Raw genomic sequence first — 23,370 nt, forward strand, 5'->3', positions numbered from 1 at the left:
GGACGCAGCCGGACGAATTCCATGGCTGCTGAATGACGCCAGGACTGATCGGGTCGTTGAAGTGAGAGCCGGCAGCGAAGGCCGCAAGCACCGGTAGCGCCAAGGGCCGTCACCGCGCGGATCAAGGCACCTCTGCGGCGACCCAAGGCTCGGTGCTGGTCAGGCTGGTCAGGAAGGCCACGATCTTGTCAATCTCGGCTTCGCTCAGGTTGCGCGGCTGCAGCAACGGGCTGCGGTTGGGGTCGGGCTTGCCGCCGCTGGCCATGTAGCGCACAGCCTCCTTCAGCGTGGCAGTCTGGCCATCGTGGAAATACGGCGCGCCCAGCGCCACCGAACGCAGAGAAGGCGTCTTGAAGGCGCCGCGGTCGGCCTCGTTCTTGGTCACATTGAAGCGACCCACATCGGGCTTGGCCTTGCCGTGTTCCAGGCCGATGTTGAAGAAGGTGCTGTTGCCATAGAAGGGCGGCGCGTGGCAGGCAGTGCAGCCGCCCTTGCCCGAAAAAAGTGCCCAACCCTCGACTGCTTCTTGCGACACGGCGTTCACATCTCCCATTTCGTAACGGTCCCAGGGTGCGTTCTCGCTGTTCTTGGTGCGCAGGTAGGCGGTCAGCGACTTGACGATCGTGTCCGGGCTGGCCGGGGCGCCATACACGGCCTGGAACTGGCTGGCGTAGGCCGGTACGGCGTTGATGCGTGCCGCGGCGACTGCCGGGTCGACACTCATCTGGTTGCGCCAGGCGGCAAGCGTCTGCGCTTCCATGGAGGCTGCGCGGCCGTCCCAATACCAGATGCTTTGGTGGCCCACGTTGTACAGCGACGGCGTGTGGCGCGTATTGAGGTCGCCGTTGTCGCGCTTGGAAAGCACATTGGCGTCGGTCCAGCCCAGCTGGCGGTAATGGCAGCTCTGGCAGTTGGTGTTGCCGCTGCCCGAGAGCCGCTTGTCCATGAAGAGTTGCGCGCCGAGCGCCACCTTGGCCGGCGACGTGGGGTTATCGGCCGGATGCTGGATGGCAGGCAACGCCGAAATGCGGCCCACGACCGGCTTTTCGGTGGGTGGACTGACGCACGCCACCAAGCTTGCAGCCCACAGAACTAGGAAAGATAGACGACCGCGCATGCATCACTCCGGCAAAAGGTGCACGGAGAACTGCCCCGGCGTGGTTTGATTGCCCCACCAGCCAGCAGGGCGTGTCAAGCGCACTATCCCGACACCGCGCTAACCCTAGGCCGTAGCCGCAGGGCCTACAGGCGAGGGTCCCGAGGTGCTGACCTCGGACAGTCTCAAGCCGCGCGTCGAGCCTCGATTGCTCTACGTGCCGCCTGCCTGTGGCCGCCTACCTCTGCAGAGCCTCATTCGGGTGATAGGTCTGCGATTGCTTCGGGATGCCAGCGAGCTGCCTGTCGCGACCGTCGGCGCATGGCCAGCTCCGTCAGCTCGGCGCTCCGCCAGGAAGCTGCCGTTCACGACCGACAGCGGCGCCACGTGGAGAAGCGCGCGGCGCACGGTCGAGGCGAATTCAGGTCTCCGCCTGCGCCAAGATGTCGAGAGCGTCCTCGACATCGATGCCCAGGCAGCACACGGTTGACGCCAACTTGGAGTGACCACCCAGCCGTTGCACCGTCCGCAGGTTATTGGTGCGCCGGCCGGGTCCAAGCCAAGAGCGTGGACCCGGCCACCGAGGATCCGCGCGTCCTGTCGAGTGCCAAGATGCAGCGACTTCCGGATCCGACTCGGGTACAGGTCGCCGTCGGCCTTGAATCCGTCCAGCTCGATCCACGCCCGGACGGCGGCTCTCGTTGTCGGGCTGATCTCGAACGGGGCGGGCCGCTGCGTCTTGTGCTGCATCAGGATGGCGCGGGCCGTGAGGTCTTGCAGCGCCCTCTTGCGTTCGCCATGGTCCAGCCAGCGCTGAGCCCCCAATGAACAGGAAGCCCCGGTCGCGTCAGCGAACCAGGGCTCCGGGGTTCGGCGGGACGGAACGTCGGGGGACGTCCCGTGGCACGTCCCGTGGCAGATTGGCGGAGCGTGCGGGCGTCAGTAGGTCTTGTAGGGCAGGAACTTGCCGCTCATCACGATGGACACGCGATCGCCGTTGGGGTTGGCCTCGCGCTGCAGGTCCATCTTGAAGTCGATGGCGCTCATGATGCCGTCGCCGAACTCCTCGTGGATCAGTTCCTTGAAGGTCGTGCCGTAGACGCTGACCAGTTCGTAGAAGCGGTAGATCAGCGGGTCGGTGGGCACCTGGGTCGGCAGACTGCCCTTGTAGGGCACGACCTTGAGCCACTGCGTCTCGGCCTCGGTCAGGTCAAAGATCTTCGCCAGCGTGGCGGCCTGGCCGTCGTCGAACTGCATCTGGCCCAGGCAGCCTGCGGTGACCCACTCCTTGCTCAGGCCGATCTGTGCGGCGACATCGGCCCACTTCAGGCCCTTGGCGACCTTGGTGGCGACGATCTTCTCGGTGACGTCCATGCGGCTCATGCGATTCTCCTCAAGGGGGCGGGTTGAATGGATTCGGGCTCCGGCAGGCCGGGGCTGACCTCGGGGGGCACGGCCGGCGCGCGGCCGTGCGACAGGTCCTTGGACCGCTCCACCAGGAAGTCGACCAGGTGATTGCGGATGCGGTAGTGCTGCGGGTCCTTGTGCAGCGTGGCGCGCTGCCGACCTCCGTCGACATGGCGCGGCATCGTGTTATTCACGATCTCGGCCACGCGCGCTTGCGGGCCATTGCTCATGAGCAGGATGCGGTCGGCCAGCAGGATGGCCTCGTCGACGTCGTGCGTGATCATGAAGACGGTCTGCTTCGTCTCGGCGCAGATCTTCAGCAGCTCGTCCTGGATCGTGCCCCGCGTCAGCGCGTCGAGCGCGCCGAAAGGCTCATCAAGCAGCAGCATCTTGGGCTGGATGGCGAAGGCGCGCGCGATGCCCACGCGCTGCTTCATGCCGCCGGACAGCTGGTGCGGCCTCTTGTCGATGGCGCCGCTCAGGCCCACCATCGCCACGAAGCGTTCGACCTGTGCGTCGACCTCGGCAGCGCGCCAGTCGGGCCACTTGCTGCGCACCGCGAAGGCGATGTTGCGGCGCACGCTGAGCCAGGGCATCAGCGCATGTCCCTGGAAGACCACGCCACGCTCCAGGCTGGGGCCGGCCACCTCACGGCCGTCCATGAAGACATAGCCCTCGCTGGCCTGTTCGAGTCCGGCCAGCACGTTCAGGATGGTGGTCTTGCCGCAGCCGCTGTGGCCGACGATGCACACGAACTCGCCACGCTCGATGCCAAAGTTGACGCCGTCGAAGACCGGCTCGGCCGCACCTGGGTAGCGCTTGGCCAGGCCTTCGACGGTGAGGAAGGGGCGACCGTCAGTCGACATAGGTCACCCACTTCTGCAGCCGCGAGAACATCAGGTCGAGCACCATGCCGACGATGCCGATGACCAGGATCGCGAAGATGACGTTGGGCAGGCTCAAGTTGTTCCACTCGTTCCAGACGAAGTAGCCGATGCCGGTGCCGCCCACCAGCATCTCGGCGGCCACGATCACCAGCCAGGCGATGCTCATGCTGATGCGCATGCCCGTCAGGATGGTGGGCGCGGCGGCCGGGAGGATGACCTCGAAAGCCTTGCGCAGCGGCGTGACCTCCAGCGTGCGGGCCACGTTGAGCCAGTCGCGGCGCACGCCTGCGACGCCGAAGGCGGTGTTGATCAGCATCGGCCAGACCGAGCAGATGAAGATCACGAAGATGCCGGAGAGGCTGCTGTCCTTGATCGTGTAGAGCGCCAGCGGCATCCACGCCAGCGGCGAGATGGGCTTGAGCACCTGGATGAAGGGGTCGAGCGCTCGGTAGACCAGGGGGCTCATGCCGATCAGGAAACCGAGCGGGATCGCCACCACGGCCGCGCTCAGGAAGCCCAGTGCCACGCGCCCGAGCGAGTGGCCCAGTTGCAGGCCGATGCCCTTGTCGTTGGGGCCGTTGTCGTGGAAGGGGCTGGCCAGCTGGGTGGCGATGGCCGTGGCCATCTGCGCCAGCGTCGGGAAGCCCGACTTCTGAGCCGCACCGCCGCCGCCCGACGGGTCCTTGCCCATCAGCTTGGCGTACTCGATCTGTTCGGGCGTGAGCGCGACGACGCCGGCCGCCGGCCCGCCGCGGGTGGCCAGGTGCCAGATGCCCAGCACCAGGGCCAGCAGAAGCAGCGACAGCAGCGCGGCCCGCGCGCCCTGGGTCCGCAACGCCGTCATGTCAGGACACCTTGCTGATGGCGAAGCTGTTGACGTAGTCCTTAGGCTTGGCAGGGTCGAAGACCTTGCCCATGACCGTGAACTGCGGGTACGCACCCTCGGGCGGTGTCATGCCGAGCGAGCGCATGGTCTTCTTCGCGTCGGTCAGCAGGAAGACCTGCTCGGCGAGCTGCCGGTAGTTGACCGAGCCCTTCACATAGCCCCAGCGCTTCATCTGCGTGAGGATCCACACGGCCATGCTCTGCCAGGGAATGGGGTCGAAGTCGGCGCGGTCGGGCACGATCTTCACGTTGCCCAGGCCGTCGGCGAACTTGCCGGTGAGGACCTGCGACACCACGGTCTCCGGCTGGTTCAGGTAGGCCGCCGGCGAGATGACCTTGGCGATGAGTTCGCGGTTCTCGGCCTTGCGCGCCATCGCCGCGGCGGTCAGCACGGCGCGGTAGAGCGCGGCGAAGGTGTTGGGGTTCTTCTGGATGAACTCGGTGCTGGTGCCGAAGGCGCAGCAGGGGTGCCCGTTCCAGAGGTCCTTGGTCAGCAGGTGCAGGAAGCCGACCTCCTCGAAGACCGCGCGCTGGTTGAACGGGTCGGGACCGAGGTAGCCATCGATGTTGCCCGCGCGCAGGTTCGCCACCATCTCCGGCGGCGGCACGACGCGGATCTGGATGTCGGTGTCGGGGTTCAGTCCATGCTCGGCCACGTAGTAGCGCAGCAGGAAGTTGTGCATGCTGTACTCGAAGGGCACAGCGAACTTGAAGCCCTTCCAGTCCTTCGGGTCGCGCTTGTCCTTGTGCTTGACGTGCAGCGTGATCGCCTGGCCATTGGTGTTCTGGATCGTGGCCACGTTCATGGGCACCGCGTTGCTGCCGGCCCCCATGCTGATGGCCAGCGGCATCGGGCTCAGGAAGTGGGTGGCGTCGTATTCCTTGTTGAGCATCTTGTCGCGGATCAGCGCCCATCCGGCGGTCTTGACGACCTCGACGTTCAGGCCCTGGTTGCGGTAGAAGCCCAGCGGGTGCGCCATGATCAGCGGCGTCGCGCAGGTGATGGGGATGAATCCGATCTTCAGGTCCTTCTTCTCCAGCGCCCCCTTCTCCTGCGCCATGGCCTGCAGGCTGGCCATCGGCAGCACGCTGCCGATCGCGGCCATCGCGGTGCTGCGCCCGACCGCGCGCAGGAAGTTGCGGCGCAGCGCGTCCTGCGGGAAAAGCGCCTTCATCAGCGAGGCCTGCACGAACTCGTTGGAATACGCCTCGAAGTCGGTGCTCTCGCTGCGCTCGCGCAGGATGGCCGTGGCATGTTCGGCATCGGACGCGTGTCGGCCGCAGCTGCAGGCCATGCGCAGCGGGCGATCGGCATCGAAGGGGTCGAAGTAGTCGCTCATGTCGGGCTTTCTTGCGAAGGGTTCCAGAGGGCTGCGTGAGCCGGCAGTCTGGTCGGGTCAGGCCGTTTGCAACATCGATGCCGACGGCGTTCTGCTGTAGGGCCAGCCCTACATGGATGGCTCGGCGGGCCGCCTCAGAGCGGCAGTTGCTGCCGACGCACGGCGTACAGGGCCAGCTCGACGTCGTTGCGCGCACCGGTCTTCTCCAGGATGCGGGCGCGGTAGGTGCTGACGGTGTTGGACGACAGGCTCAGCGCCGCCGCGATCTCGCCCACGCTCTCGCCGCTGGCCAGGCGCTCGAAGACCTGGTGCTCGCGGTGCGACAGCAGCTGGTGCAACGGCGTCTCGTCGTCGGCCGGTGCGCCCAGCGCATGCGCCAGCAGCTCGGCCACCGAGGCCGTCACGAATCGCTGGCCGCCGGCCACGCGGCGCACGGCGGCGGTGATCTCGCCCGAGTCGGCGCTCTTGTTGAGGTAGCCGCTGGCGCCGAGCTTGAGGCTGCGCACCGCGTACTGGCGGTCGGGGTAGGTGCTGAGCATCAGCACCGGCAGGCGCGGGAACTCCTCGCGCACCTGGCGCAACACGTCGAGGCCGTCGCGGCCGGGCAGCGAGATGTCCAGCAGCAGCACGTCGATGCCGCCCTGGCGCAGCGCCTGCACGGCGGCCGGGCCGTCGCCCGCCTCGGCCACGACGGCGATCTCCGCTGCCTCGCCCAGAGACTGCCGGATGCCCTGGCGCACGATCATGTGGTCGTCGCAGATCAGCACCCGGATCATGTCGACCCCACGTCGGTGTCTGGACGCAGGCGATCACCCGGCGCGATCCCGCCCTCAGCCTCCAGGGGCATCACCAGCCGCACCCGCGTGCCCTGCCCCGGCGCGCTGTCGATCGTGACGCGTCCACCGAAGGGAGCGGCCCGTTCGTGCATGCCCATCACGCCATAGCTTCGCGGCGCACCCAGTCGCTCGGCGCTGGCCCCCACGCCGTCGTCGCGCACGTCCAGGTAGAGCACCGGCCCCGGTGGGTCGTCGACCGCGATGCGGATCGCGACCTGGCGCGCCTGCGCATGGCGGGCGACGTTGCTCAGGATCTCCTGGAAGATGCGGAACACCGCGATTGCCCGCCCGCCCTGCGGTGGCGGCACACCGGCCGCCACGTGCACCTGCAGCTCGACGCGCAGTTCGCTGCTCTCGATGAACTCCTGCGCCTGCCACTCCAGTGCCGCCCACAGGCCCTGGTGATCGAGGATGCTGGGGCGCAGGTCGGTGATGATGCGGCCGAGGTTGTCCACGGCCGTGTCGATCATGCGACCCATGCCCAGGCACTTGGCCTGCAGGGCTGGTTGCTCGCCGGTTGCGGGCAGGCGGCGCGCCAGCCAGTCGGTGTCCATCTTCAGCGCGACCAGCAACGAGCCGAGCTCGTCGTGGATCTCGCGCGCGATGCGCGTGCGTTCCTGCTCGCGCACCGCCTCGGCATGGTGCGCGCGGTCGCGCAGGCGCGTCAGGGCCGAGCTCAGCTGCGCGGTGCGTTCGGCCACACGTTGTTCGAGCGCGTCGTTGGTCTGCCGCAGCAGCGCCTCGGCGCGTTTGCGCTCACCGATGTCGACGAAGCTGACCACGGCCCCCACCACCCGACCCTGGTCGAGGATCGGGTGGCTGGCGTACTCGGCGTGAAAGGCGGTGCCGTCGGCCCGCCAGAGCACCTCGTCGTCGATGCGGCAAGGCGCACCGAGGCGGAAGGCCTTGAAGATCGGGCAGTCGCACTCGGGATAGTGGCGACCGTCGGCATGTGTGTGGTGGACCAGCTCGTGCATGTTGCGGCCGAGCACCGCGCCGGTGCGGTGGCCCAGCAAACGCAAGGCGGCCGGGTTGACGAAGGTGCAGCGACCGTCCAGGTCGATGCCGAAGATGCCCTCGCCCAGGCTGTCGAGCAGCAGCGAGTGACGGTCGGCGAGGTCGGCGGCGGACATGCCGCACCGCGGCAGCAAGCCGCGTGCCGAGCGGCGGCCCGGTCATCAAGGCATGTGGCGGTCCACCCACCGGACCAGCGCATCGCTGCTGCGGAATTCATCTGCGGCGCGCGCGGGCACATCCGGAAAGCGTCGGTTCCACATGGATGCCAGCGCGCTGCCCGGTCCGATCTCGAGCACACAGGCGGGCCGGCGCGCGTGCATCGCTTCGAGCACGTCGGACCAGCGCACCGTCCGTGCGATCTGCTGCGCCAACACACGCGTGGCCTGGGCCCCGTCGTTGATGCGACCACCGGTGGCATTGCTGAACAGCGGCAGCCGGGGCGCGTGGCGCTTGACGCGCGCCAGCTCCGCCGCAAAGGCCTCGGCCGCAGGCTGCATCGACGGCGTGTGCGACGCGACCGACACGCCCAGCCGCCCGACCTTGGCGCCGAGGTCGCTGGCGCGGCTCGCCAGCGCGCCGAGTCGGTCCGCAGGTCCACCCACGACGCGTGTTTCCTCGTCGATGTCGATCGCCACGCCGACACCGGCCCCCTCGCACAAGGCATCGACGACCGATCGGCTCAGGCCACTCACCGACAGCAGGCCGCCTGGCGCTTGCCTGGCGCAAAGGTCCATGGCCTGGGCGCGCAGGACGGCCAGGTCCAGCGCGGTGGTTGCATCGAAGACGCCCGCCGCACTGAAGGCGGCGAGTTCGCCGACGCTGTAGCCGGCGATCGCTGCCGGTGCGGGAAGCCGCGCCGCGAGTTGGTTCCAGGCGGCCAGATCCAGGCCGGTGAGCAGGACCTGCGCTTGGCGGTTGCCGACGGCCCAGTCCGCGTCGCCCAGGGACAGGCGCCAGTCGGTGATGCCCAGCATGGCGAGGGTGCGCTGCACGAGCGGGTCGGCTTCATCGAGCCAAGGCAGCATGTTCGGGTGCTGCGTGCCTTGCCCCGCAAACATCAGGCCCAGACTCATGTCGCCTGGCCGATGTGGACGCCCAGTGCGCCGATGCGCTGCATCCAGCAGGCCGCGGCCAGCATGTCGGCGGCACCGCCCGGTGACAGGCGCCGGGAGACGAAGGCGCGGCCGATCGCCTCTGCCCGCGCCAGCCCATCCGGCGCCGCGGCGCCGCCGTCGGCGAGGAATCGGCGTGCCTCGGCTTGCGCGAAACGCAGTCCTTCGAGCCCGCCGCGGTGGGCCAGGTTGGCATCGTCGAGCACGGCGATGACGTGGAAGAGCGTGTCCAGACGCGCCACGTGCCACGCCAAACCGCGCCGCAGCGCCGACGCGAGCGACGGCAGCGCCACCTCGAACAGCACCGGGAAGCCGAGCGCCGCTTCGGCCGAGGCGCTGCGAAGGCCGTGGCGCCACGCGGCGCGGCCACCCGGCAGCACGGACACCTTCTGCGCCCGCAGGTGCAGTGCGCCGCCCCACCGCTCGACCAGTTCGGCGCGCAGCCCGCTGGCATCCAACGCGTGCCCGCTGTTGCCCAGGGCGCCGGCCGCCGCACACAGCAGCCCGAGCGTGAAGATCGCGCCGCGGTGGGTGTTGATGCCGCCCGTGGCGCGGGCCATCCGCGCCTCGGCCTCGAGGCCGCAGCGCTCGAGGGCGTCAAAAGGCGCGGCCGCCGCACCGAGTTCGGCGATGCGCGGGAAGTAGCCGCGCAGGGCGAGCAGGCTGCGCATGAAGGTTTGGGCGTCCATGTCCTCGTGGCTGCCGCGGTCGCTGAGCGTCACGAGTCCGGGCTTGGGCGACAGGGCCAGTTCGTCGTACAACGCCAGCGTCGCTGCTCGGCCCAGAGACTGCGGTGCAGCCGTTGCCGGCGTCGATGCAGGGCCACGCAGGGGCTGGACGGCGTTCATCGCGGCGCCGCCACGGTCGCCAGCACACCGCGCGATGGGTCGACGCGGTCGACCCGGTCCCGCCACTCGAGCGACACGGCCGTCAACGTCTTGCACAGGATCGCGCGGCTGCGGCCCGCACGCCACGCCTGCCACTCGCGCCAGGCATAGGCACGCCCATCGGGGAACTGCAGTTCGCCGTCGAGCCGGCGCGGCAAGATCGGACAGAAGCCTGCCAGCACCGCAGCCACGGCGTCGGCGTGGTGGGCATCGAGAACGGCAAGGGACAGGTCGATGTCGGAGCCGTCGCGCAGGTAGGGCAAGCCGGTCAGCAACTGCCAGCCATGGCTGCCGTAGACCCGCGCGGACGCATCGAGCCCCGTGAGCGCCGAGACCAGGCGTTGCCAGGTGGCGCGACCGCTGCGGGGCAGAAGCGGACCGAGGTCCTGCACGCCCGGGAACTCGTCGAACCCCAGGACATGCTGCCAGTCGGCGCGCAACGCCAGGCGCCGGCGCTGCCAGCGCAGCGGTGCTGGCAGGCCGAGCGAGAGCCCATCCGGGTCTTCCGGGCACTGACGCGTCACCACCAGCGGCAGTCGCGCGGCGGCCCAGTGGTCGATGCAGGCACGCGCCCCGTCGTCGTCCCAGTCCTGCGCTGCGAGGCGCTGCCAGCCCTCGGTGGCCAGGTGAACCAGTTGGTGGCGGTGCAGCGGCGGCATGGTCATCACGCTCAGGGCGCGTCAAGCACCTGTTGAACGACGTCGGCCGCCAGACGTCGGCCGCCTCGTACCTTGCCGTCGGCCGCGCGCCGGTCAGCCACCGGCGCTTCGGCGAGCGCGTCGCGCAGCGCGACGCGCACGTCGCCCCGCCACAGCGCCCGCACGCCGCCCATCGCGACATAGTTGTCCACGCCCGGTGCGAAGACGGGGTTGGATTGCGACAGCGCCGTCAGCATCGATTCGGGCAGCTTGGTCACGCGCGCCATGGCCGGGATGCGCATGACCCGGATCTCGGCTTCGGGCAGCGCGTCGCAGGCATCGGCGATGAGCCCTGAGGTGATGAAACCACCGGACAGCGCCTGGTCGTACACCAGACCGAGCACGCGATGTCCGGCTCGCCGCGCCAGGTCGATGGTCATCCCCAGATGCGCCATGGCGCGGTTGATGCCCAGCAGTTCGTCGCGTCGCCGAAGTTGCTGCCCCTGCGTATCGATCAACAGCAGGATCGCGCGTCCCGGATGTTGCGCCACCGTGTCCAGCACGACGCGGGCCTGCGCCAGCGCGAGATGCACGCCGATCGGTGCGTGGTCGGTGGTGCCGACCACCGCCAGGGTTCGGCCGTCGAACGTGGCGCTGCCGCGCAGCAGATGGCCGTCCTGCTCGATGGCGTGGTCCGCGCCGAACAGGCCGGCCGAGAGTTGACGCCAGTCCATCACGGTGCTCCTCGTAGCGGGCGCCGAACGCGCACCTCGCCCACGTCCAGGTCGACGATGCGCGCGGCGTCGGGCACGCCCAGGCGAGACCACAGGGCAACGGCCTCGTCGCCGTCCAGCGGCGCGTCGAGAAGCTGCAGGCGCGCGGCCAGCATCGCGTGCTCCGCTTCCAGCTGCGACAGCGTGACCGGTCTGGACGGACCCAACGCCGCGATCGCGGCCGCACGAAAGGCTGCGACGTCGTCCTCGACCAGCGCATCACAGTCGCCCGTCAGCCAGCGGTGCTTGCCGCCGGTGGTGCGCCAGACCAGCGCCCGATCGCGTGAGTCGAATTCGTCGACGCCATGCGAGGCCTCGATCACCTCCGGGCCCGACATGGCCAGCCGTCCAACGTCGCTCATCACGATCCGGTCGGCGCAGCGTGCGACGATGCCCATGCCGCCGAAGCAACCGTTCGCGCCGCCGATCAGCACGACGACGGGGATGCCCGCCGCACGCACGTCGAGCACCGCGCGCATCACTTCCGACACCGCGATCAAGCCGGCGTTGGCCTCGTGCAGGCGCACGCCACCCGATTCCGCCAGCAGCAGCACCGCCTGCGGACGCTCGCGCAGCGCGCGCTGCAGCAGGCCCACCAGCTTGGCGCCGTGCACCTCGCCGACACCGCCGCCCATGAAAGCGCCTTCCTGTGCCGCGACGAACACCGCGTGGCCGTCCAGCATGGCGCGACCGATGGCCACGCCGTCGTCGAAGGCGCAGGGCACACCCAGCTGCGCCAGGTGCGGGCTCATCACGCGCTCGGCAGGCGGCAGCCACTCGTGGAAGCTGCCGGGGTCCAGCAGGCCCGCCAGGCGCTCGCGTGCCGAGCATTCCGAATAGCTGAGGCTCACGGCGGTGCTCATGACAGCTCCGCGATGGCCTGGTCCAGACGCAGGCTGACGACCGCCGGTGTCGCGCCCATGTCATGCACCGACACCCGCAGGCCGCTCAGCGGGTGCCGGCGGTGGAAGTCGCTCACCACCGCGTCCCAGATCGCGCCGAAGCCGCGCGCCGATGTTTCGACGTGGACTTCGCACAGCGCGCTCTCGATGGGCTCGACCAGGATCTCGAGGTTGCCCGAACCGACCACGCCGACGAGCACCGGCGTGAACGGTCCGGCGGCACGCGCGCCGGCCAGGCGGTAGTCGCGCACCTCGATGCCGGGAGATGGATCACTCATCGTCGGTTCACCAGTTGCGAAAGCGTTTCGGGGGTGCGTACAAGCCGCCCGACGCGCGCACCAGGTCGCGCATCGAACGTGCTGCAAGCAGCTGGCGTGTGGCCTGGCGGGGGTCGATGCCCAGGTCTTGCGGGCGCCGGATCACGCCGCGGTCACGCAGGTTCTCCACCAGGCGGTGGTCCCGCGCCTGGCCCACGGCGGTGTAGCCGGCCACGCCGCGGATGGCCTGCTCGCGTTCTTCGTCGGATCGGCACAGCAGCAGGTTGGCGATGCCTTCCTCGGTCAGCACGTGGGTCACGTCGTCGCCGTAGACCATGATGGGCGGCAGGGCGAGGCCGGCGCGTTCCTGCAGCGTCCAGGCATCCAGGCGCTCGACGAAGGCCGGCTGCATGTGCTCGCGGAAGGTCTCGACGATCTGCACCACCAGCTTCTGCCCGCGTGGCGTGGCGGCTGCACCGCTGCGGCCACGTCGCGCCTCTTCGCCCGCCATCAGCCAGGCGGGGCTGGCGTGGCGGCGGCCGCGCGCATCGGCACCCATGTTGGGTGCGCCGCCGAAGCCGGCGATGCGGTCCATCGTCGCGGTCGAGCTGTTGCCCTGCAGGTCCATCTGCAGTGTCGAGCCGATGAACAGGTCGCAGGCGTAGTGCCCGGCCGCTTGGCAGAAGGCGCGGTTGCTGCGCATCGATCCGTCGCGGCCGGTGAAGAACACGTCGGGACGGGCACGGATGTAGTTCTCCATGCCAAGCTCGGATCCGAAGGAGTGCACCGATTCGACCCAGCCCGCCTCGATCGCGGGGATCAGCGCCGGGTGCGGGTTCAGCGCCCAGTGCTGGCAGATCCTGCCCTTCAGGCCGAGCGAGTCCGCGTAGGTGGGCAGCAGCAGTTCGATGGCTGCGGTGTCGAAACCGATGCCGTGGTTCAGCCGCTGCACGCCGTATTCGGCGTAGATGCCCTTGATGGCCATCATGGCCATCAGCACCTGAATCTCGCTGATCTGCGCCGGGTCGCGCGTGAACAGCGGCTCGATGAAGTGCGGTCGCGGCGAGGCGATCACGAAATCGACCCAGTCGGCCGGGATGTCGACGCGAGGCAGCACGTCGACCACCTCGTTCACCTGCGCGATCACGATGCCGCGACGAAAGGCCGTGGCCTCGACGATCGCGGGCGTGTCCTCGGTGTTGGGGCCGGTGTAGAGGTTGCCGGCGGCATCGGCACTGGCGGCCACCACCAGCGCCACCCGCGGCGTCAGGTCGACGAAGTAGCGTGCGAAGAGTTCGAGGTAGGTGTGGATCGCGCCGATCGCGATGTGTCCCTGGGACACCAGTTGCGCCAGTCGGGCGCCCTGCGGGCCGGAGAACGAGAAGTCGAGCTTCGACGCGATGCCTCGTTCGAAGATGTCCAGGTGCTCGGGCAATGCCAGCACCGACTGGACCATGTGCAGGTCGTGCACCCGCGCCGGGTCGACCTGCAGCAGCGCCTTGGCGAGGAAGTCGGCCTGCTTCTGGTTGTTGCCCTCCAGGCAGACGCGGTCACCCGGCTCGAGCACGGCCTCAAGCAGCGCCACCGCGTCGGCATGCGCGACGTGTCGTTGCCCCGCGCGCGCGCCGAGCCGGCCGGCTGCGCGTGCCAGGCGATCGTCGCGGTTGCGCGCGAGCCGGTTCCAGCGGTCTTTGTGCATGGAAGCGCTCAGTCAGCCTTGATGTTGCCGGTCTTGACCACGTCGGCCCAGCGTCGGGTCTCGGCGGTGACGAAGTCGCCGAAGGCCTTGCCGGCAAGCGTCGGGGGTTCCGCGCCGATCGCGGCCCAGGCGGCCACGATCTCCTTGGACGCCAGCGCGTTGCGCAGCTCGATGCCCATGCGCTCGACCACCGGCGCCGGCGTGCCCTTGGGCGCCCACAGCCCGTACCAGGTCGCGACCTTGTAGGCCGGCAGACCAGCTTCGGCAGCGGTCGGAAGATCGGCGAAGCCCGGTGCCCGCTTGTCCCCTGCGACCGCGATCGCCTTCAGGCGCCCGCCCTTGATGTGGTTGGCCGAGGAGCCAAGGCCGTCGAACATCACGTCGACCTGGCCGCCCATCAGGTCCTGCAGGGCGGGCCCGGCGCCACGGTACGGGATGTGGGTGATGAAGGTCTGCGTCTGCAGCTTGAACAGCTCGCCCGCGAGGTGGTGGGATGAGCCATTGCCGGCCGACCCATAGCTCACCTTGCCCGGGTTGGCCTTCAGATAGGCGATCAGGCCCTTGAGATCGTTCGCGGCGATGCGCTGCGGATTGACCACGATCACCTGCGGCACGCTCGCGATCATGGCCACCGGGACGAAGTCGTTGGCCAGGTTGTAGTCGAGCTTCGGGTACACCGACGGCGCGATCGCGTGATGCACCGCGCCCATGAACCAGGTGTAGCCGTCAGGCGCGGCACGTGCAGCCACGCCGGCGCCAAGATTGCCCCCTGCACCACCCTTGTTGTCGATGATCACCTGGTGCCCGAGCTGTCGTGCCAGCTGCGCCGACAAGGGCCTGGCAAACGCATCGGTGCCGCCGCCGGCCGGAAAGGGCACGACCACCGTGATCGGCTTGCTGGGCCAGTCGGCCTGCCCCCACACGACGGCGGGCGCCAGAAGGCTGGCTGCGGCCAGGGTCAGCATCGCGTTGCGGCGCGCGTGGAAGGGGTGCAGGCTCATCGATGTCTCCGGGTTGTTGTCGTGCTGAGGTCAGGCCACACCTTATCGGCCCGTCCCCTGCACCATCAATCAACCTGGATCGCCGATCGTTACGTACAGCGGAACGATCGTGCCCCCAGGATCAACCGCGCCGAGGGTCGCTGCCAGGGGTCGACGGGAGTTGTGAGGCGTAGCCGCGACACGCTGCCAGCAAGGACAGCAGGTTCGGATCGCGCTCGCGGGTGCGCAGGAACGCCACGACGATCTTGTGCGGCATGCGAAAGCGCGGCTGCAGCGGAATCAGGCGGACCTCGCCCGGCAACACGGGGCGGATGCGACCCGGCAGCAAGGTGCACCCGATGCCGCCGCCGACCAGGTTCATCAGCGAGAAGATGTCGCCCGTCGTCATCACCACGTTCGGCGCGAAGCCGGCGGCACGAAACGCGTCGACGAAGCGCCCCGTGGTGACGAAGCCCTCGGTCAGCCGGACGAAGCGTTCGTCGCTGCACTGGGCCAGATCGACTTCGGCCTGCCCATCGAAACTGGAGCCGGCCCGCGTGGCGAAGAAGATCTCGTCCTCGAACAGCGCCTGTGACTCGATGTCGGTTGCGGCTTCCGGTGCGCCCATCAGCGCGGCGTCGACCGCACCGTCGCGCAGCTTGAGCAGCAGGTCGGCATTCGAGCCGAGCACGAGCTCGGTCTGGACGTCGGGCTTGCGCAGCTTCAAGCCCATGATCAGGGCGGGCACCGTGCCGCTGGTCAAGGAATACAGCGAGCCGATGCGGATGCGGTCGGCGGCATAGCCTGCCACCTCCCGCGTCGAGCGGATGCCTTCGGCCATCTGGCGCAGCACCTCGCGTGCCACGTCCGCCAGGGCCTGTGCGGCGTCGTTGGGCAGCAGGTTGCGGCCCTCTTGGCGAAACAGCGTGCACCGCACGCCCGCTTCGAGCGAATGGAGCGCCCGGTGCACGCTCACCGGGCTGGTGCCCAGCCTCTCGGCTGCTCGCCCGAGGCTGCCGACCTCCATGAAGACCAGCAGCGTCTCCAGTTTGCGGAAGGTGATCTCTTCGTCGATGTGGGCCGCCATGATTCGTTCCGGCTGCAAAACGATGCCGACAGCGATCAGTGCAGCTGAACTGATCCGCGATCGAGTCTAAGGGGTCGAGGTCGGGAGCACACGTGAGTCGACCCGTCGTCCTTCCTGTTCCATCCGCTGAGTGCTGGAACCTTGCGTCAGACGTCGACTGTTGGCCCCCAGTCCTCAGCATGAAGGCATGCTGTCGAGCGCCTGAGCCGACCTCGACAGCCCTCCCGGCACCTGGTCGGCCACCTCCTGCGAGAAGCCCGTGGGCAGCGCCTGCTGCACCTGGTCGATGACGGCCGGCGTTCGCGCGATGAGTTACTGGATCAAGGGCTCGGCACTCTCGCCATAGCCGAAACGCCTGGCGGTGCGGTTGAAGTGGCGTCGCTGGATGAACGCCGCCTCGACGTGGCGGTTCTTGCCCACCAGGGCCATCGCCATCTTGAGGTCGCGGAGCGACCACTGGTTTGGGCCATGTCCCATCACCGCGTAGGCCGACATGACGTCGTACAGCGGCGTGCGCCGGTAGCGGCCGCCGGGCAGCAGGTGGATGCTGAAGTTCTTGGCGTGACCGTCCGGGGCACGCAGCATCCAGAAGAGCAGCTGCGAGGCCATCAGCGTGCGCAGGTCCTGCGGCGCGTCGACCGACTGCTGCAGCAGCGTGAACAGGTCCGCCAGACCCGGTCCTCCTTCGGCCTCGTGCTTCACCAGCGGCGACGTGCCGGTGGCCTGGCAGAAGTCCTCCTGGACCCGCCGGCGCATGGCCGGGCGGTCCGGCAGCAGGTTGTCGAAGTCATGCTCGACCGCTGGCCCCTTGAGGACGTCGTTGCCCAGCCCGAAGGCAAGGACAGCGACAAGGGCCGCCCCAAGGCCGAGGCGCGCCAGGCGGCGTCGTACTGGAGCGCCATGTCGCCGCGGGCCGTCACGGTCCAGCGTCCGACACGGATGCCGTTGGCCCACAGGACCAGCGTCTGGGTCTTCGAGCGCCGCGCCATGTCACCACTCCGGCGTCGTGGCCGACGAACCGTCCGGCCTCCACCCACTGCACCCACCACGCCTGCAGAACCTGGCGAGGCGCCTTCCGACTGCCGACCTCCTCCAGTCCTGCCAGCACACGACACCAGCGAAAAGAGGTCGTCGTTGCAGACTTCTGAGAAGGCAGAAAGCACAACGGGCTACGTCAAAAAGACGTAACCCGTTGATTTGATTGGTCGGGGCGACACGATTCGAACGTGCGACCTACTGGTCCCAAACCAGCCGCGCTACCAAGCTGCGCCACGCCCCGAAGCCCGCGAGTGTAGCCGGGTGGCGACGTGCCCCGGCGCTGACGTCAGACGGTGGCGCGCAATTCGCTGCGGCGGGGCAGGTCCGGACCGCGGCGGGTGCAGGTGATGGCGGCGGCCTGGGCGGCGAAATCGGCGACGCGGCGGACCTCGTCCAGCGTGATGCCGGCCAGGCCTTCGGGCGTCAGGCGGCCGATCTCGGCCAGCGCGACCAGCGTGGCGGCCTGGAAGGTGTCGCCGGCGCCGACGGTGTCCTGGACCTTGACCTTCGGCGCCGGAACCGAGACCTCGCCGTCGCGGGTCCAGGCCAGTGCGCCCTCGCCGCCGCGGGTCATCATGACCAGGTGCACGCCGTTGGCGAGCCAGCCGCGTGCCAGCTCGGCCGGGCTCTGGTGCGGGTAGAGGCGCTCGAAGTCCTCGTCGCTGAGCTTGAGCAGGTGGACGCGGTGCGACATCCACTCGACCAGTTCCTTCCACGCGCCCAGGTCCGGCTGCACGTTCAGGCGCACGTTCGGGTCATAGGACATCACGCTGGCATGACGGCGCTGCTCATAGAGCGCGCGGATGGTGCTGCCGATCGGCTCGACCGCGCAGCCATACGAGCCGGTGTGATAGGCCGCAGCCTGCGCCGGCAGGCGGTCGAAGTGCTCGGGCAGCAGCTGCCGGTCCGCGCCGCCGTGGCCGTAGAAGCGGTAGCTCGGCACGCCCTCGCTGTCGACGCCGACCAGGCTCAACGTGGTCGGGGCGTCGCATTGGACCAGCGTGTCCATGCCGATCTGCTCCTCGCGGATCGTGCGTTCGATGCGCGCGCCGAGGAAGTCGCTGGAGATCGCGCCGAAGAAAGAGACCGGCTGCGCCATGCGCGCCAGGCCCATCGCGACGTTCAGCGGCGAGCCGCCGACGACCGCATCCAGGTGCAGGCCGGTCGGCGTCGCACCGTCGTCGAAGACATCCAGCAGCGACTCGCCGACGACGACGATGGGCAGACGATCAGACATGGTGGGCAACCTCTGGGAAATGATCAACACAATGGATTTAGGGCGCTGCTAAACAAGATTCACGCCCGCCAGACCCTGGGAGAACCCTGGGTGGCGTGGATCGTCGCACTGTGTCGGCGCTGCCGTACTCAGGGAAACCACTAAATCAAACACCTTGATTTAAGAAGCGTGGCGACTAAGATTCGTTCTGCGTTCTGGAGCACGGTCGCTCCAGATGCCCACCCGGTCCAACCCCCTTCGAACCCGTCCCAGGAGACAACATGAAGCGTCTTTCCATCCTCGCCGCCGCCGTCCTCGTCGCCGGCACCGCTTCGGCCCAGAACCAGCCGGTCATCGGCCTGATCACCAAGACCGAGACCAACCCGTTCTTCGTGAAGATGAAGGAAGGCGCGGAAGCCGAAGCCAAGAAGCTGGGCGCCAAGCTGCTGTCGGCCGCCGGCAAGCAGGACGGCGACACCGCCGGCCAGATCACCGCGATGGAAAACATGGTCGCCGCCGGCGCCAAGACCATCCTGATCACCTCGTCGGGTGACGCGATCGTCCCGACCATCAAGAAGATCAAGGCCCAGGGCGTGCAGGTCATCGCCCTCGACAGCCCCGTGCCGGAAGCCGACGCGCTGTTCGCCACCAACAACTACAAGGCCGGCGAGCTGATCGGCGCCTACGCCAAGACCGTGCTGGGCGGCAAGAAGCCCGTCATCGCCACGCTGGACCTGTTCCCCGGCCACCCGGTCGGCGCGCAGCGCCACAACGGTTTCCTGGCCGGCTACGGCCTGAAGACCCTGCCCGCCGAGAGCAACGAGCTGGCCCAGCCGGCTGAAGTGGTCTGCATGGCCGACTCCTTCGGCGACGCCGCCAAGGGCCAGACCGGCATGGAGAACTGCCTGCAGAAGAACGACAAGATCAACGTCGTCTACGCGATCAACGAACCCGCTGCCGCCGGTGCCTACAAGGCGCTGAAGGCCGCCGGCAAGGAAAAGGACGTCGTCATCCTGGGCGTGGACGGCATGTGCTCGAACGGCGTGGGCAACGTCGAGAAGGGCGTGATCGCCGCGACGTCGATGCAGTACCCGCTGAAGATGGCCGCGATGGGCGTGGCCGCCGGCGTCAAGTACGCCAAGGACGGCAAGCGTCAGGCTGGCTACACCGACACCGGCGTGGACCTGGTCGCTGCCAAGGCGGTTGCCGGCGTCAAGAGCATCGACACCAAGACCGCCCGCGGCCAGTGCTGGGGCGACTGATGCGGCGCGGGTCCCGAGCCCTCGGGACCTGAAGCATCCAGGGGCGCGTCCCGGCGACGCCCTCCTGACCTGAAAGCCCCGTGGACACGGGGCTTTCTTTTCTGATCGTGCATGACGACGGCCGCATCGACCGTTCGTTCGAGGCACACCACCAGCGAGCCCATTCCATGAATTCGCTCAAAGCCAAGCTCCCCCCGATCGGGACACTGGGCCCAGCCATCGCGCTGATCCTGGCCTGTGCCTTCTTCTCCTTCCAGCATGAGCGCTTCCTCACGCTGCAGAACTTCTCGCTGATCCTCCAGCAGGTGATGGTGGTGGGCACCATCGCCATCGGCCAGACGCTGATCATCCTGACCGCCGGCATCGACCTGTCCTGCGGCATGGTCATGGCGCTGGGCTCGATCGTGATGACCAAGGTCGCCGCCGACTACGGCCTGAGCGCACCGGTGGCCATCCTCTGCGGCATCGCCGTGACCACGCTGTTCGGCCTGATCAACGGCCTGCTGGTCACCCGCATCAAGCTGCCGCCCTTCATCGTCACGCTCGGCACGCTGAACATCGCCTTCGCGATCACGCAGCTCTACTCCCGTGCGCAGACCATCACCAACATCCCCGACGGCATGAACCTGCTCGGCGAGACCTTCAACCTGGGCGGCGCGCGCGTGGCCTTCGGTGCGGTGCTGATGCTGGCGCTCTATGTCGCGACCTGGCTGTGGCTGCGCGAGACCGCGCCCGGCCGCCACGTCTACGCAGTGGGCAACAACCCCGAGGCGACGCGCCTGACCGGCATTCCGACCGAGCGCGTGCTGCTGACCGTCTACGCCCTGGCCGGCGTGTTCTACGGCATCGCCTCGATGCTGGCGGTGGCCCGCACCGGTGCCGGTGACCCGAACGCCGGTCAGACCGAGAACCTCGACGCCATCACCGCCGTGGTGCTGGGCGGCACCAGCCTGTTCGGCGGTCGCGGCATCCTGCTGGGCACGCTGGTCGGCGCACTGATCGTCGGCGTGTTCCGAAACGGCCTGACGCTGATGGGCGTCTCCTCGGTCTACCAGATCCTGGTGACCGGTGTTCTGGTGATCCTGGCCGTGGCCACGGATCAGATGTCTCGCAAGGGAGGCCGCTGACATGAGCGCACAAGCCAACATCGTGATGAAGGCCACCGGCCTGATCAAGCGCTATGGCCAGGTCACGGCCCTGGACGGCGCGGACTTCGAGCTGCGGGCCGGCGAGATCCTCGCGGTCATCGGCGACAACGGCGCGGGCAAGTCCTCGCTGATCAAGTGCCTGTCGGGCGCGACGATCCCCGACGAAGGCTCGATCGAGCTGGACGGCAAGACCATCCACTTCAAGAGCCCGATCGACGCCCGCCGCGTCGGCATCGAGACGGTCTACCAGGACCTCGCGGTGGCCCCGGCGATGACGATCGCCGAGAACCTCTTCCTCGGTCGCGAGCTGCGCCGGCCCGGCTTCGCCGGCAGCGTGCTGCGGATGATCGACAAGAAGAAGATGCTCGAACAGAGCATCGCCCGGATGAACGACCTGAAGGTCGGCATCCGCTCGATGACGCAGGCGGTGGAAACGCTGTCGGGCGGCCAGCGGCAGTGTGTCGCAGTGGCCCGCGCGGCAGCCTTCGCCGAGCATGTCGTGATCCTCGACGAGCCGACCGCGGCGCTCGGCGTCAAGGAAGGCAACATGGTGCTGGAACTGATCCGCCGGGTGCGCGACAAGGGCCTGCCGGTGATCCTGATCTCGCACAACATGCCGCACGTCTTCGAGATCGCCGACCGCATCCATGTCGCCCGCCTGGGCAAGCGTGCCGCCGTGCTGAACCCGAAGAAGATCAGCATGAGCGACACCGTCGCGGTCATGACCGGGGCGATGCCGCCGGAGCAGATCCCGGCGGAGTGCCTGGCGCACTGAGCGTCGACACCACGAGGCCCACGGCCCGCCCACCCATCGCAAGCCCCTGACCCGCAACGGCAGGGGCTTGTCCGCCACAAGGAGTCCCCCATGCTCAAGGGCATCGATCCGCTCATCAGCCCCGACCTGCTCAAGGTCCTGGCCGACATGGGCCATGGCGACGAGATCGTCATTGCCGACGCCAACTTCACCGCCGCCAGCCTGGCGATCGGCCCGGACGGCGTGCGCAAGCCGCTGGTGCACCTGCCGGGCGCGGGCATCCTGCGCACCGTGCAGGCCGTCATGGGCCTGCTGCCGCTGGACGTGGCGGTCGAGCAACCGGTCGCCTACATGCACGTCAGCGGCCAGCCCGAGGGCTACCGCAGCCGCCTGCAGCGTGACGTGGTGCAGTGGCTGGACGAGAACGGCCATGCCCGGCCGGGGCAGTGTCAGGCGATCGAACGGTTCGCCTTCTACGATCGCGTCCGCACCGCCTACGCGATCGTGCTGACCAGTGACCTGCAGCCCTACGGCAACGTGATCCTCAAGAAGGGCGTGATCGGCGAGGCACTGGAACCGTGACCGCGTGATCACCTGACCCTCCCCAACTGTCCTGCGGGACAACGCTGCCCTGCCGCCGTGGCCTACGACACCATCGATCCCAGTCCCAGCCCGGCGCCCGCCGGCTCGCCAGCGGCACCGCGGGGGGGTGACGGCCGTCCGGCCGAGGCCGCATCGCGTCCCGCCGAAGCCGCATCGCAGCTGCGCCCGCGCGGCTCCAACCATGCCGGCATGCGGCAATACAACGAGCGCGTCGTGCTGCAGGCCATCCGCCTGCATGGCGACCTGCCCAAGGCCGACCTGGCGCGGCTGACGCACCTGAGCACGCAGACCGTCTCGCTGATCGTCAACGCGCTGCTGGAGGACGGCCTGCTGGTCAAGCGCCAGCCGCTGCGCGGGCGCATCGGCCAGCCTTCGGTGCCGATCGCGCTGAACCCCGACGGGGCCTATGCCATCGGCGTGAAGATCGGCCGGCGCAGCATGGACGTGCTGGTGATCGACTTCACCGGTTCGGTGCGCGAACGCTCCAGCGTCGCCTATGACTTCCCCGATCCGCTGACCCTGTTCGGCGACCTGCGACGGCTGCTCGAACAGTCGGTGGCCAGCCTCGGCACCGGTGCCGAGCGGCTCGCGGGCATCGGCATCGCGACGCCGCTGTCGCTGGGCAGCTGGCAGGCGCTGCTGGGTGTCGGCGATGACCAGGCCAGCCGCTGGAACGAGATCGACCTGGCCCAGCGCGTCGGCGAGATGACCGACCTGCCGGTCCACGTCATCAAGGACACCTCGGCCGCCTGCGTGGCCGAGCTGGTCTCCGGCCGCGGCCGCTCGATGCACAGCTTCCTCTACCTGTTCGTCGACACCTTCGTCGGCGGCGGGCTGGTGATCGACAGCCAGCTCTACAACGGCGCACGCGGCAACGCCGGTGCGGTCGGCTCGATGCCGCTGCATGCGGCTGGCGGACCGGCCGGGGTGCCGCCGCAGGTGCTGAGCGCGGCCTCGCTGTTCAACCTGCAGCAGCTCTACGCAGCGGCCGGCCTGGACCCGCAGGCCGCCGTCGACGGCCGCGCACTGGAACCGCCCTGGGCCAGCTACACGCGGGTCTGGCTGCGCAACGCGGCCCAGGCCATGGCGCTGGCCACGGTCAACGCGACCTGCCTGCTCGACCTCGACGACGTGGTGGTCGACGGCGTGTTCGGCCGCGAGCTGCTGTCGCGCCTGATTGCCCACCTGGAAGAAGCGCTGGACATGCACAACTGGGAAGGCATCAGCCGCCCCAGCGTGCGCGCCGGCACCATCGGCTCGGATGCCCGCGCGATGGGCGGCGCGCTGTTGCCGCTGTACGCGGCCTTTGCGCCCGACCCGGAAGTCTTCCTGAAGAACCGGGCCAGCGGCGATACCGCCTGAGCCCGATGCGCCGCTTGATACGGATCAACTGAGCGAGAGACATGCCAGAGCGGGCCGGGCGGCACGGGCCGGCAACGGCCCGACACGTGTCGGGCAAATGAATTGGGGAATTCGACACAGCCTTTTCCGGCAATCCCCTGCCGGTATGGGGGTGTCGAATGCATGCACTCCCTGACACGAACCG

General features: G+C 68.7%; 22 protein-coding genes, 1 tRNA gene and 1 pseudogene. 5 read left to right on the plus strand and 19 right to left on the minus strand.

Features of this window, described 5'->3' with window-relative positions; translation table 11 throughout:
* Positions 1 to 121 precede the first annotated feature (121 nt).
* The 19 genes and pseudogenes from Q8X39_RS07155 to Q8X39_RS07250 all read right to left on the minus strand — a co-directional run bounded on the left by Q8X39_RS07155 (position 122) and on the right by Q8X39_RS07250 (position 18,078).
* Complete coding sequence (locus Q8X39_RS07155; protein WP_305748968.1) at positions 122 to 1,036, minus strand: cytochrome-c peroxidase; 915 nt, start codon at positions 1,034 to 1,036, stop codon at positions 122 to 124.
* 999 nt (positions 1,037 to 2,035) lie between these two features.
* A complete protein-coding gene (gene cynS, locus Q8X39_RS07165) occupies positions 2,036 to 2,479 on the minus strand; it encodes a cyanase (protein WP_305748969.1) in 444 nt (147 codons plus the stop codon).
* On the minus strand, positions 2,476 to 3,369 hold the full coding sequence (locus Q8X39_RS07170) for an ABC transporter ATP-binding protein (protein ID WP_305748970.1): 894 nt from the start codon (positions 3,367 to 3,369) through the stop codon (positions 2,476 to 2,478). Before Q8X39_RS07170 ends, cynS begins: the two co-directional genes overlap by 4 nt.
* Positions 3,359 to 4,234, minus strand: a complete 876-nt coding sequence (gene ntrB, locus Q8X39_RS07175) for a nitrate ABC transporter permease (protein WP_305748971.1) — start codon at positions 4,232 to 4,234, stop codon at positions 3,359 to 3,361. The genes Q8X39_RS07170 and ntrB overlap by 11 nt, the downstream gene beginning before the upstream one ends.
* Position 4,235: 1 nt before the next feature.
* Positions 4,236 to 5,615 (minus strand): CmpA/NrtA family ABC transporter substrate-binding protein, encoded by a 1,380-nt coding sequence (locus Q8X39_RS07180; RefSeq protein ID WP_305748972.1) that lies wholly within the window; start codon positions 5,613 to 5,615, stop codon positions 4,236 to 4,238.
* A gap of 134 nt (positions 5,616 to 5,749) precedes the next feature.
* Positions 5,750 to 6,391: a response regulator gene (locus Q8X39_RS07185; RefSeq protein ID WP_305748973.1), complete on the minus strand. Its 642-nt coding sequence runs from the start codon at positions 6,389 to 6,391 to the stop codon at positions 5,750 to 5,752.
* On the minus strand, positions 6,388 to 7,584 hold the full coding sequence (locus Q8X39_RS07190) for a sensor histidine kinase (RefSeq protein ID WP_305748974.1): 1,197 nt from the start codon (positions 7,582 to 7,584) through the stop codon (positions 6,388 to 6,390). The genes Q8X39_RS07185 and Q8X39_RS07190 overlap by 4 nt, the downstream gene beginning before the upstream one ends.
* A gap of 45 nt (positions 7,585 to 7,629) precedes the next feature.
* Positions 7,630 to 8,541, minus strand: a complete 912-nt coding sequence (locus Q8X39_RS07195; RefSeq protein ID WP_305748975.1) for an acyltransferase domain-containing protein — start codon at positions 8,539 to 8,541, stop codon at positions 7,630 to 7,632.
* Positions 8,538 to 9,428, minus strand: coding sequence for a triphosphoribosyl-dephospho-CoA synthase MdcB (gene mdcB, locus Q8X39_RS07200; RefSeq protein ID WP_305748976.1), 891 nt, complete (start codon positions 9,426 to 9,428; stop codon positions 8,538 to 8,540). The genes Q8X39_RS07195 and mdcB overlap by 4 nt, the downstream gene beginning before the upstream one ends.
* Positions 9,425 to 10,132, minus strand: coding sequence for a malonate decarboxylase holo-[acyl-carrier-protein] synthase (gene mdcG / locus Q8X39_RS07205; protein ID WP_305748977.1), 708 nt, complete (start codon positions 10,130 to 10,132; stop codon positions 9,425 to 9,427). The genes mdcB and mdcG overlap by 4 nt, the downstream gene beginning before the upstream one ends.
* Before the next feature lie 5 nt (positions 10,133 to 10,137).
* A complete protein-coding gene (locus tag Q8X39_RS07210) occupies positions 10,138 to 10,839 on the minus strand; it encodes a biotin-independent malonate decarboxylase subunit gamma (protein WP_305748978.1) in 702 nt (233 codons plus the stop codon).
* Entirely contained in the window at positions 10,839 to 11,741 is a 903-nt protein-coding gene (locus tag Q8X39_RS07215) for a biotin-independent malonate decarboxylase subunit beta (protein WP_305748979.1), read from the minus strand. Before Q8X39_RS07215 ends, Q8X39_RS07210 begins: the two co-directional genes overlap by 1 nt.
* Positions 11,738 to 12,058, minus strand: coding sequence for a malonate decarboxylase acyl carrier protein (mdcC, locus tag Q8X39_RS07220; RefSeq protein ID WP_305748980.1), 321 nt, complete (start codon positions 12,056 to 12,058; stop codon positions 11,738 to 11,740). The genes Q8X39_RS07215 and mdcC overlap by 4 nt, the downstream gene beginning before the upstream one ends.
* A gap of 7 nt (positions 12,059 to 12,065) precedes the next feature.
* Entirely contained in the window at positions 12,066 to 13,736 is a 1,671-nt protein-coding gene (gene mdcA, locus Q8X39_RS07225) for a malonate decarboxylase subunit alpha (protein WP_305748981.1), read from the minus strand.
* Positions 13,737 to 13,744: 8 nt separating this feature from the next.
* On the minus strand, positions 13,745 to 14,737 hold the full coding sequence (locus Q8X39_RS07230) for a Bug family tripartite tricarboxylate transporter substrate binding protein (RefSeq protein WP_407067974.1): 993 nt from the start codon (positions 14,735 to 14,737) through the stop codon (positions 13,745 to 13,747).
* Positions 14,738 to 14,858: 121 nt separating this feature from the next.
* Positions 14,859 to 15,803: a LysR substrate-binding domain-containing protein gene (locus tag Q8X39_RS07235; protein WP_305748982.1), complete on the minus strand. Its 945-nt coding sequence runs from the start codon at positions 15,801 to 15,803 to the stop codon at positions 14,859 to 14,861.
* A gap of 174 nt (positions 15,804 to 15,977) precedes the next feature.
* Positions 15,978 to 16,792: pseudogene (locus tag Q8X39_RS07240) on the minus strand (HipA domain-containing protein).
* A 213-nt stretch (positions 16,793 to 17,005) separates the two neighbouring features.
* Positions 17,006 to 17,082: transfer RNA gene (locus Q8X39_RS07245), tRNA-Pro, on the minus strand.
* Positions 17,083 to 17,127: 45 nt separating this feature from the next.
* A complete protein-coding gene (locus Q8X39_RS07250) occupies positions 17,128 to 18,078 on the minus strand; it encodes a carbohydrate kinase family protein (RefSeq protein ID WP_305748983.1) in 951 nt (316 codons plus the stop codon).
* Positions 18,079 to 18,338: 260 nt separating this feature from the next.
* Here Q8X39_RS07250 and Q8X39_RS07255 point away from each other — a divergent pair, with 260 nt between their 5' ends.
* From Q8X39_RS07255 to Q8X39_RS07275, 5 genes are all read left to right on the plus strand, one after another.
* Entirely contained in the window at positions 18,339 to 19,319 is a 981-nt protein-coding gene (locus Q8X39_RS07255; RefSeq protein ID WP_305748984.1) for a substrate-binding domain-containing protein, read from the plus strand.
* 167 nt (positions 19,320 to 19,486) lie between these two features.
* Positions 19,487 to 20,446: an ABC transporter permease gene (locus Q8X39_RS07260; protein ID WP_305748985.1), complete on the plus strand. Its 960-nt coding sequence runs from the start codon at positions 19,487 to 19,489 to the stop codon at positions 20,444 to 20,446.
* A gap of 1 nt (position 20,447) precedes the next feature.
* Positions 20,448 to 21,242: an ATP-binding cassette domain-containing protein gene (locus tag Q8X39_RS07265; RefSeq protein WP_305748986.1), complete on the plus strand. Its 795-nt coding sequence runs from the start codon at positions 20,448 to 20,450 to the stop codon at positions 21,240 to 21,242.
* Between the two features lie 90 nt (positions 21,243 to 21,332).
* A complete protein-coding gene (locus Q8X39_RS07270) occupies positions 21,333 to 21,803 on the plus strand; it encodes an RbsD/FucU family protein (protein ID WP_305748987.1) in 471 nt (156 codons plus the stop codon).
* 57 nt (positions 21,804 to 21,860) lie between these two features.
* Positions 21,861 to 23,186 (plus strand): ROK family transcriptional regulator, encoded by a 1,326-nt coding sequence (locus Q8X39_RS07275; protein ID WP_305748988.1) that lies wholly within the window; start codon positions 21,861 to 21,863, stop codon positions 23,184 to 23,186.
* Positions 23,187 to 23,370: the final 184 nt, after the last annotated feature.

The organism is Leptothrix discophora, from assembly GCF_030705305.1.
Classification (GTDB): domain Bacteria; phylum Pseudomonadota; class Gammaproteobacteria; order Burkholderiales; family Burkholderiaceae_C; genus Sphaerotilus; species Sphaerotilus discophorus.

What these genes read in the sequence shown, in the direction of transcription:
- cynS (WP_305748969.1), bottom strand. Translation starts at nt 2,479, where the DNA reads ATGAGCCGCATGGACGTCACCGAGAAGATCGTCGCCACCAAGGTCGCC.
- Q8X39_RS07170 (WP_305748970.1), bottom strand. Translation starts at nt 3,369, where the DNA reads ATGTCGACTGACGGTCGCCCCTTCCTCACCGTCGAAGGCCTGGCCAAG.
- ntrB (WP_305748971.1), bottom strand. Translation starts at nt 4,234, where the DNA reads ATGACGGCGTTGCGGACCCAGGGCGCGCGGGCCGCGCTGCTGTCGCTG.
- Q8X39_RS07180 (WP_305748972.1), bottom strand. Translation starts at nt 5,615, where the DNA reads ATGAGCGACTACTTCGACCCCTTCGATGCCGATCGCCCGCTGCGCATG.
- Q8X39_RS07185 (WP_305748973.1), bottom strand. Translation starts at nt 6,391, where the DNA reads ATGATCCGGGTGCTGATCTGCGACGACCACATGATCGTGCGCCAGGGC.
- Q8X39_RS07190 (WP_305748974.1), bottom strand. Translation starts at nt 7,584, where the DNA reads ATGTCCGCCGCCGACCTCGCCGACCGTCACTCGCTGCTGCTCGACAGC.
- Q8X39_RS07195 (WP_305748975.1), bottom strand. Translation starts at nt 8,541, where the DNA reads ATGAGTCTGGGCCTGATGTTTGCGGGGCAAGGCACGCAGCACCCGAAC.
- mdcB (WP_305748976.1), bottom strand. Translation starts at nt 9,428, where the DNA reads ATGAACGCCGTCCAGCCCCTGCGTGGCCCTGCATCGACGCCGGCAACG.
- mdcG (WP_305748977.1), bottom strand. Translation starts at nt 10,132, where the DNA reads ATGACCATGCCGCCGCTGCACCGCCACCAACTGGTTCACCTGGCCACC.
- Q8X39_RS07210 (WP_305748978.1), bottom strand. Translation starts at nt 10,839, where the DNA reads ATGGACTGGCGTCAACTCTCGGCCGGCCTGTTCGGCGCGGACCACGCC.
- Q8X39_RS07215 (WP_305748979.1), bottom strand. Translation starts at nt 11,741, where the DNA reads ATGAGCACCGCCGTGAGCCTCAGCTATTCGGAATGCTCGGCACGCGAG.
- mdcC (WP_305748980.1), bottom strand. Translation starts at nt 12,058, where the DNA reads ATGAGTGATCCATCTCCCGGCATCGAGGTGCGCGACTACCGCCTGGCC.
- mdcA (WP_305748981.1), bottom strand. Translation starts at nt 13,736, where the DNA reads ATGCACAAAGACCGCTGGAACCGGCTCGCGCGCAACCGCGACGATCGC.
- Q8X39_RS07230 (WP_407067974.1), bottom strand. Translation starts at nt 14,737, where the DNA reads ATGAGCCTGCACCCCTTCCACGCGCGCCGCAACGCGATGCTGACCCTG.
- Q8X39_RS07235 (WP_305748982.1), bottom strand. Translation starts at nt 15,803, where the DNA reads ATGGCGGCCCACATCGACGAAGAGATCACCTTCCGCAAACTGGAGACG.
- Q8X39_RS07250 (WP_305748983.1), bottom strand. Translation starts at nt 18,078, where the DNA reads ATGTCTGATCGTCTGCCCATCGTCGTCGTCGGCGAGTCGCTGCTGGAT.
- Q8X39_RS07255 (WP_305748984.1), top strand. Translation starts at nt 18,339, where the DNA reads ATGAAGCGTCTTTCCATCCTCGCCGCCGCCGTCCTCGTCGCCGGCACC.
- Q8X39_RS07260 (WP_305748985.1), top strand. Translation starts at nt 19,487, where the DNA reads ATGAATTCGCTCAAAGCCAAGCTCCCCCCGATCGGGACACTGGGCCCA.
- Q8X39_RS07265 (WP_305748986.1), top strand. Translation starts at nt 20,448, where the DNA reads ATGAGCGCACAAGCCAACATCGTGATGAAGGCCACCGGCCTGATCAAG.
- Q8X39_RS07270 (WP_305748987.1), top strand. Translation starts at nt 21,333, where the DNA reads ATGCTCAAGGGCATCGATCCGCTCATCAGCCCCGACCTGCTCAAGGTC.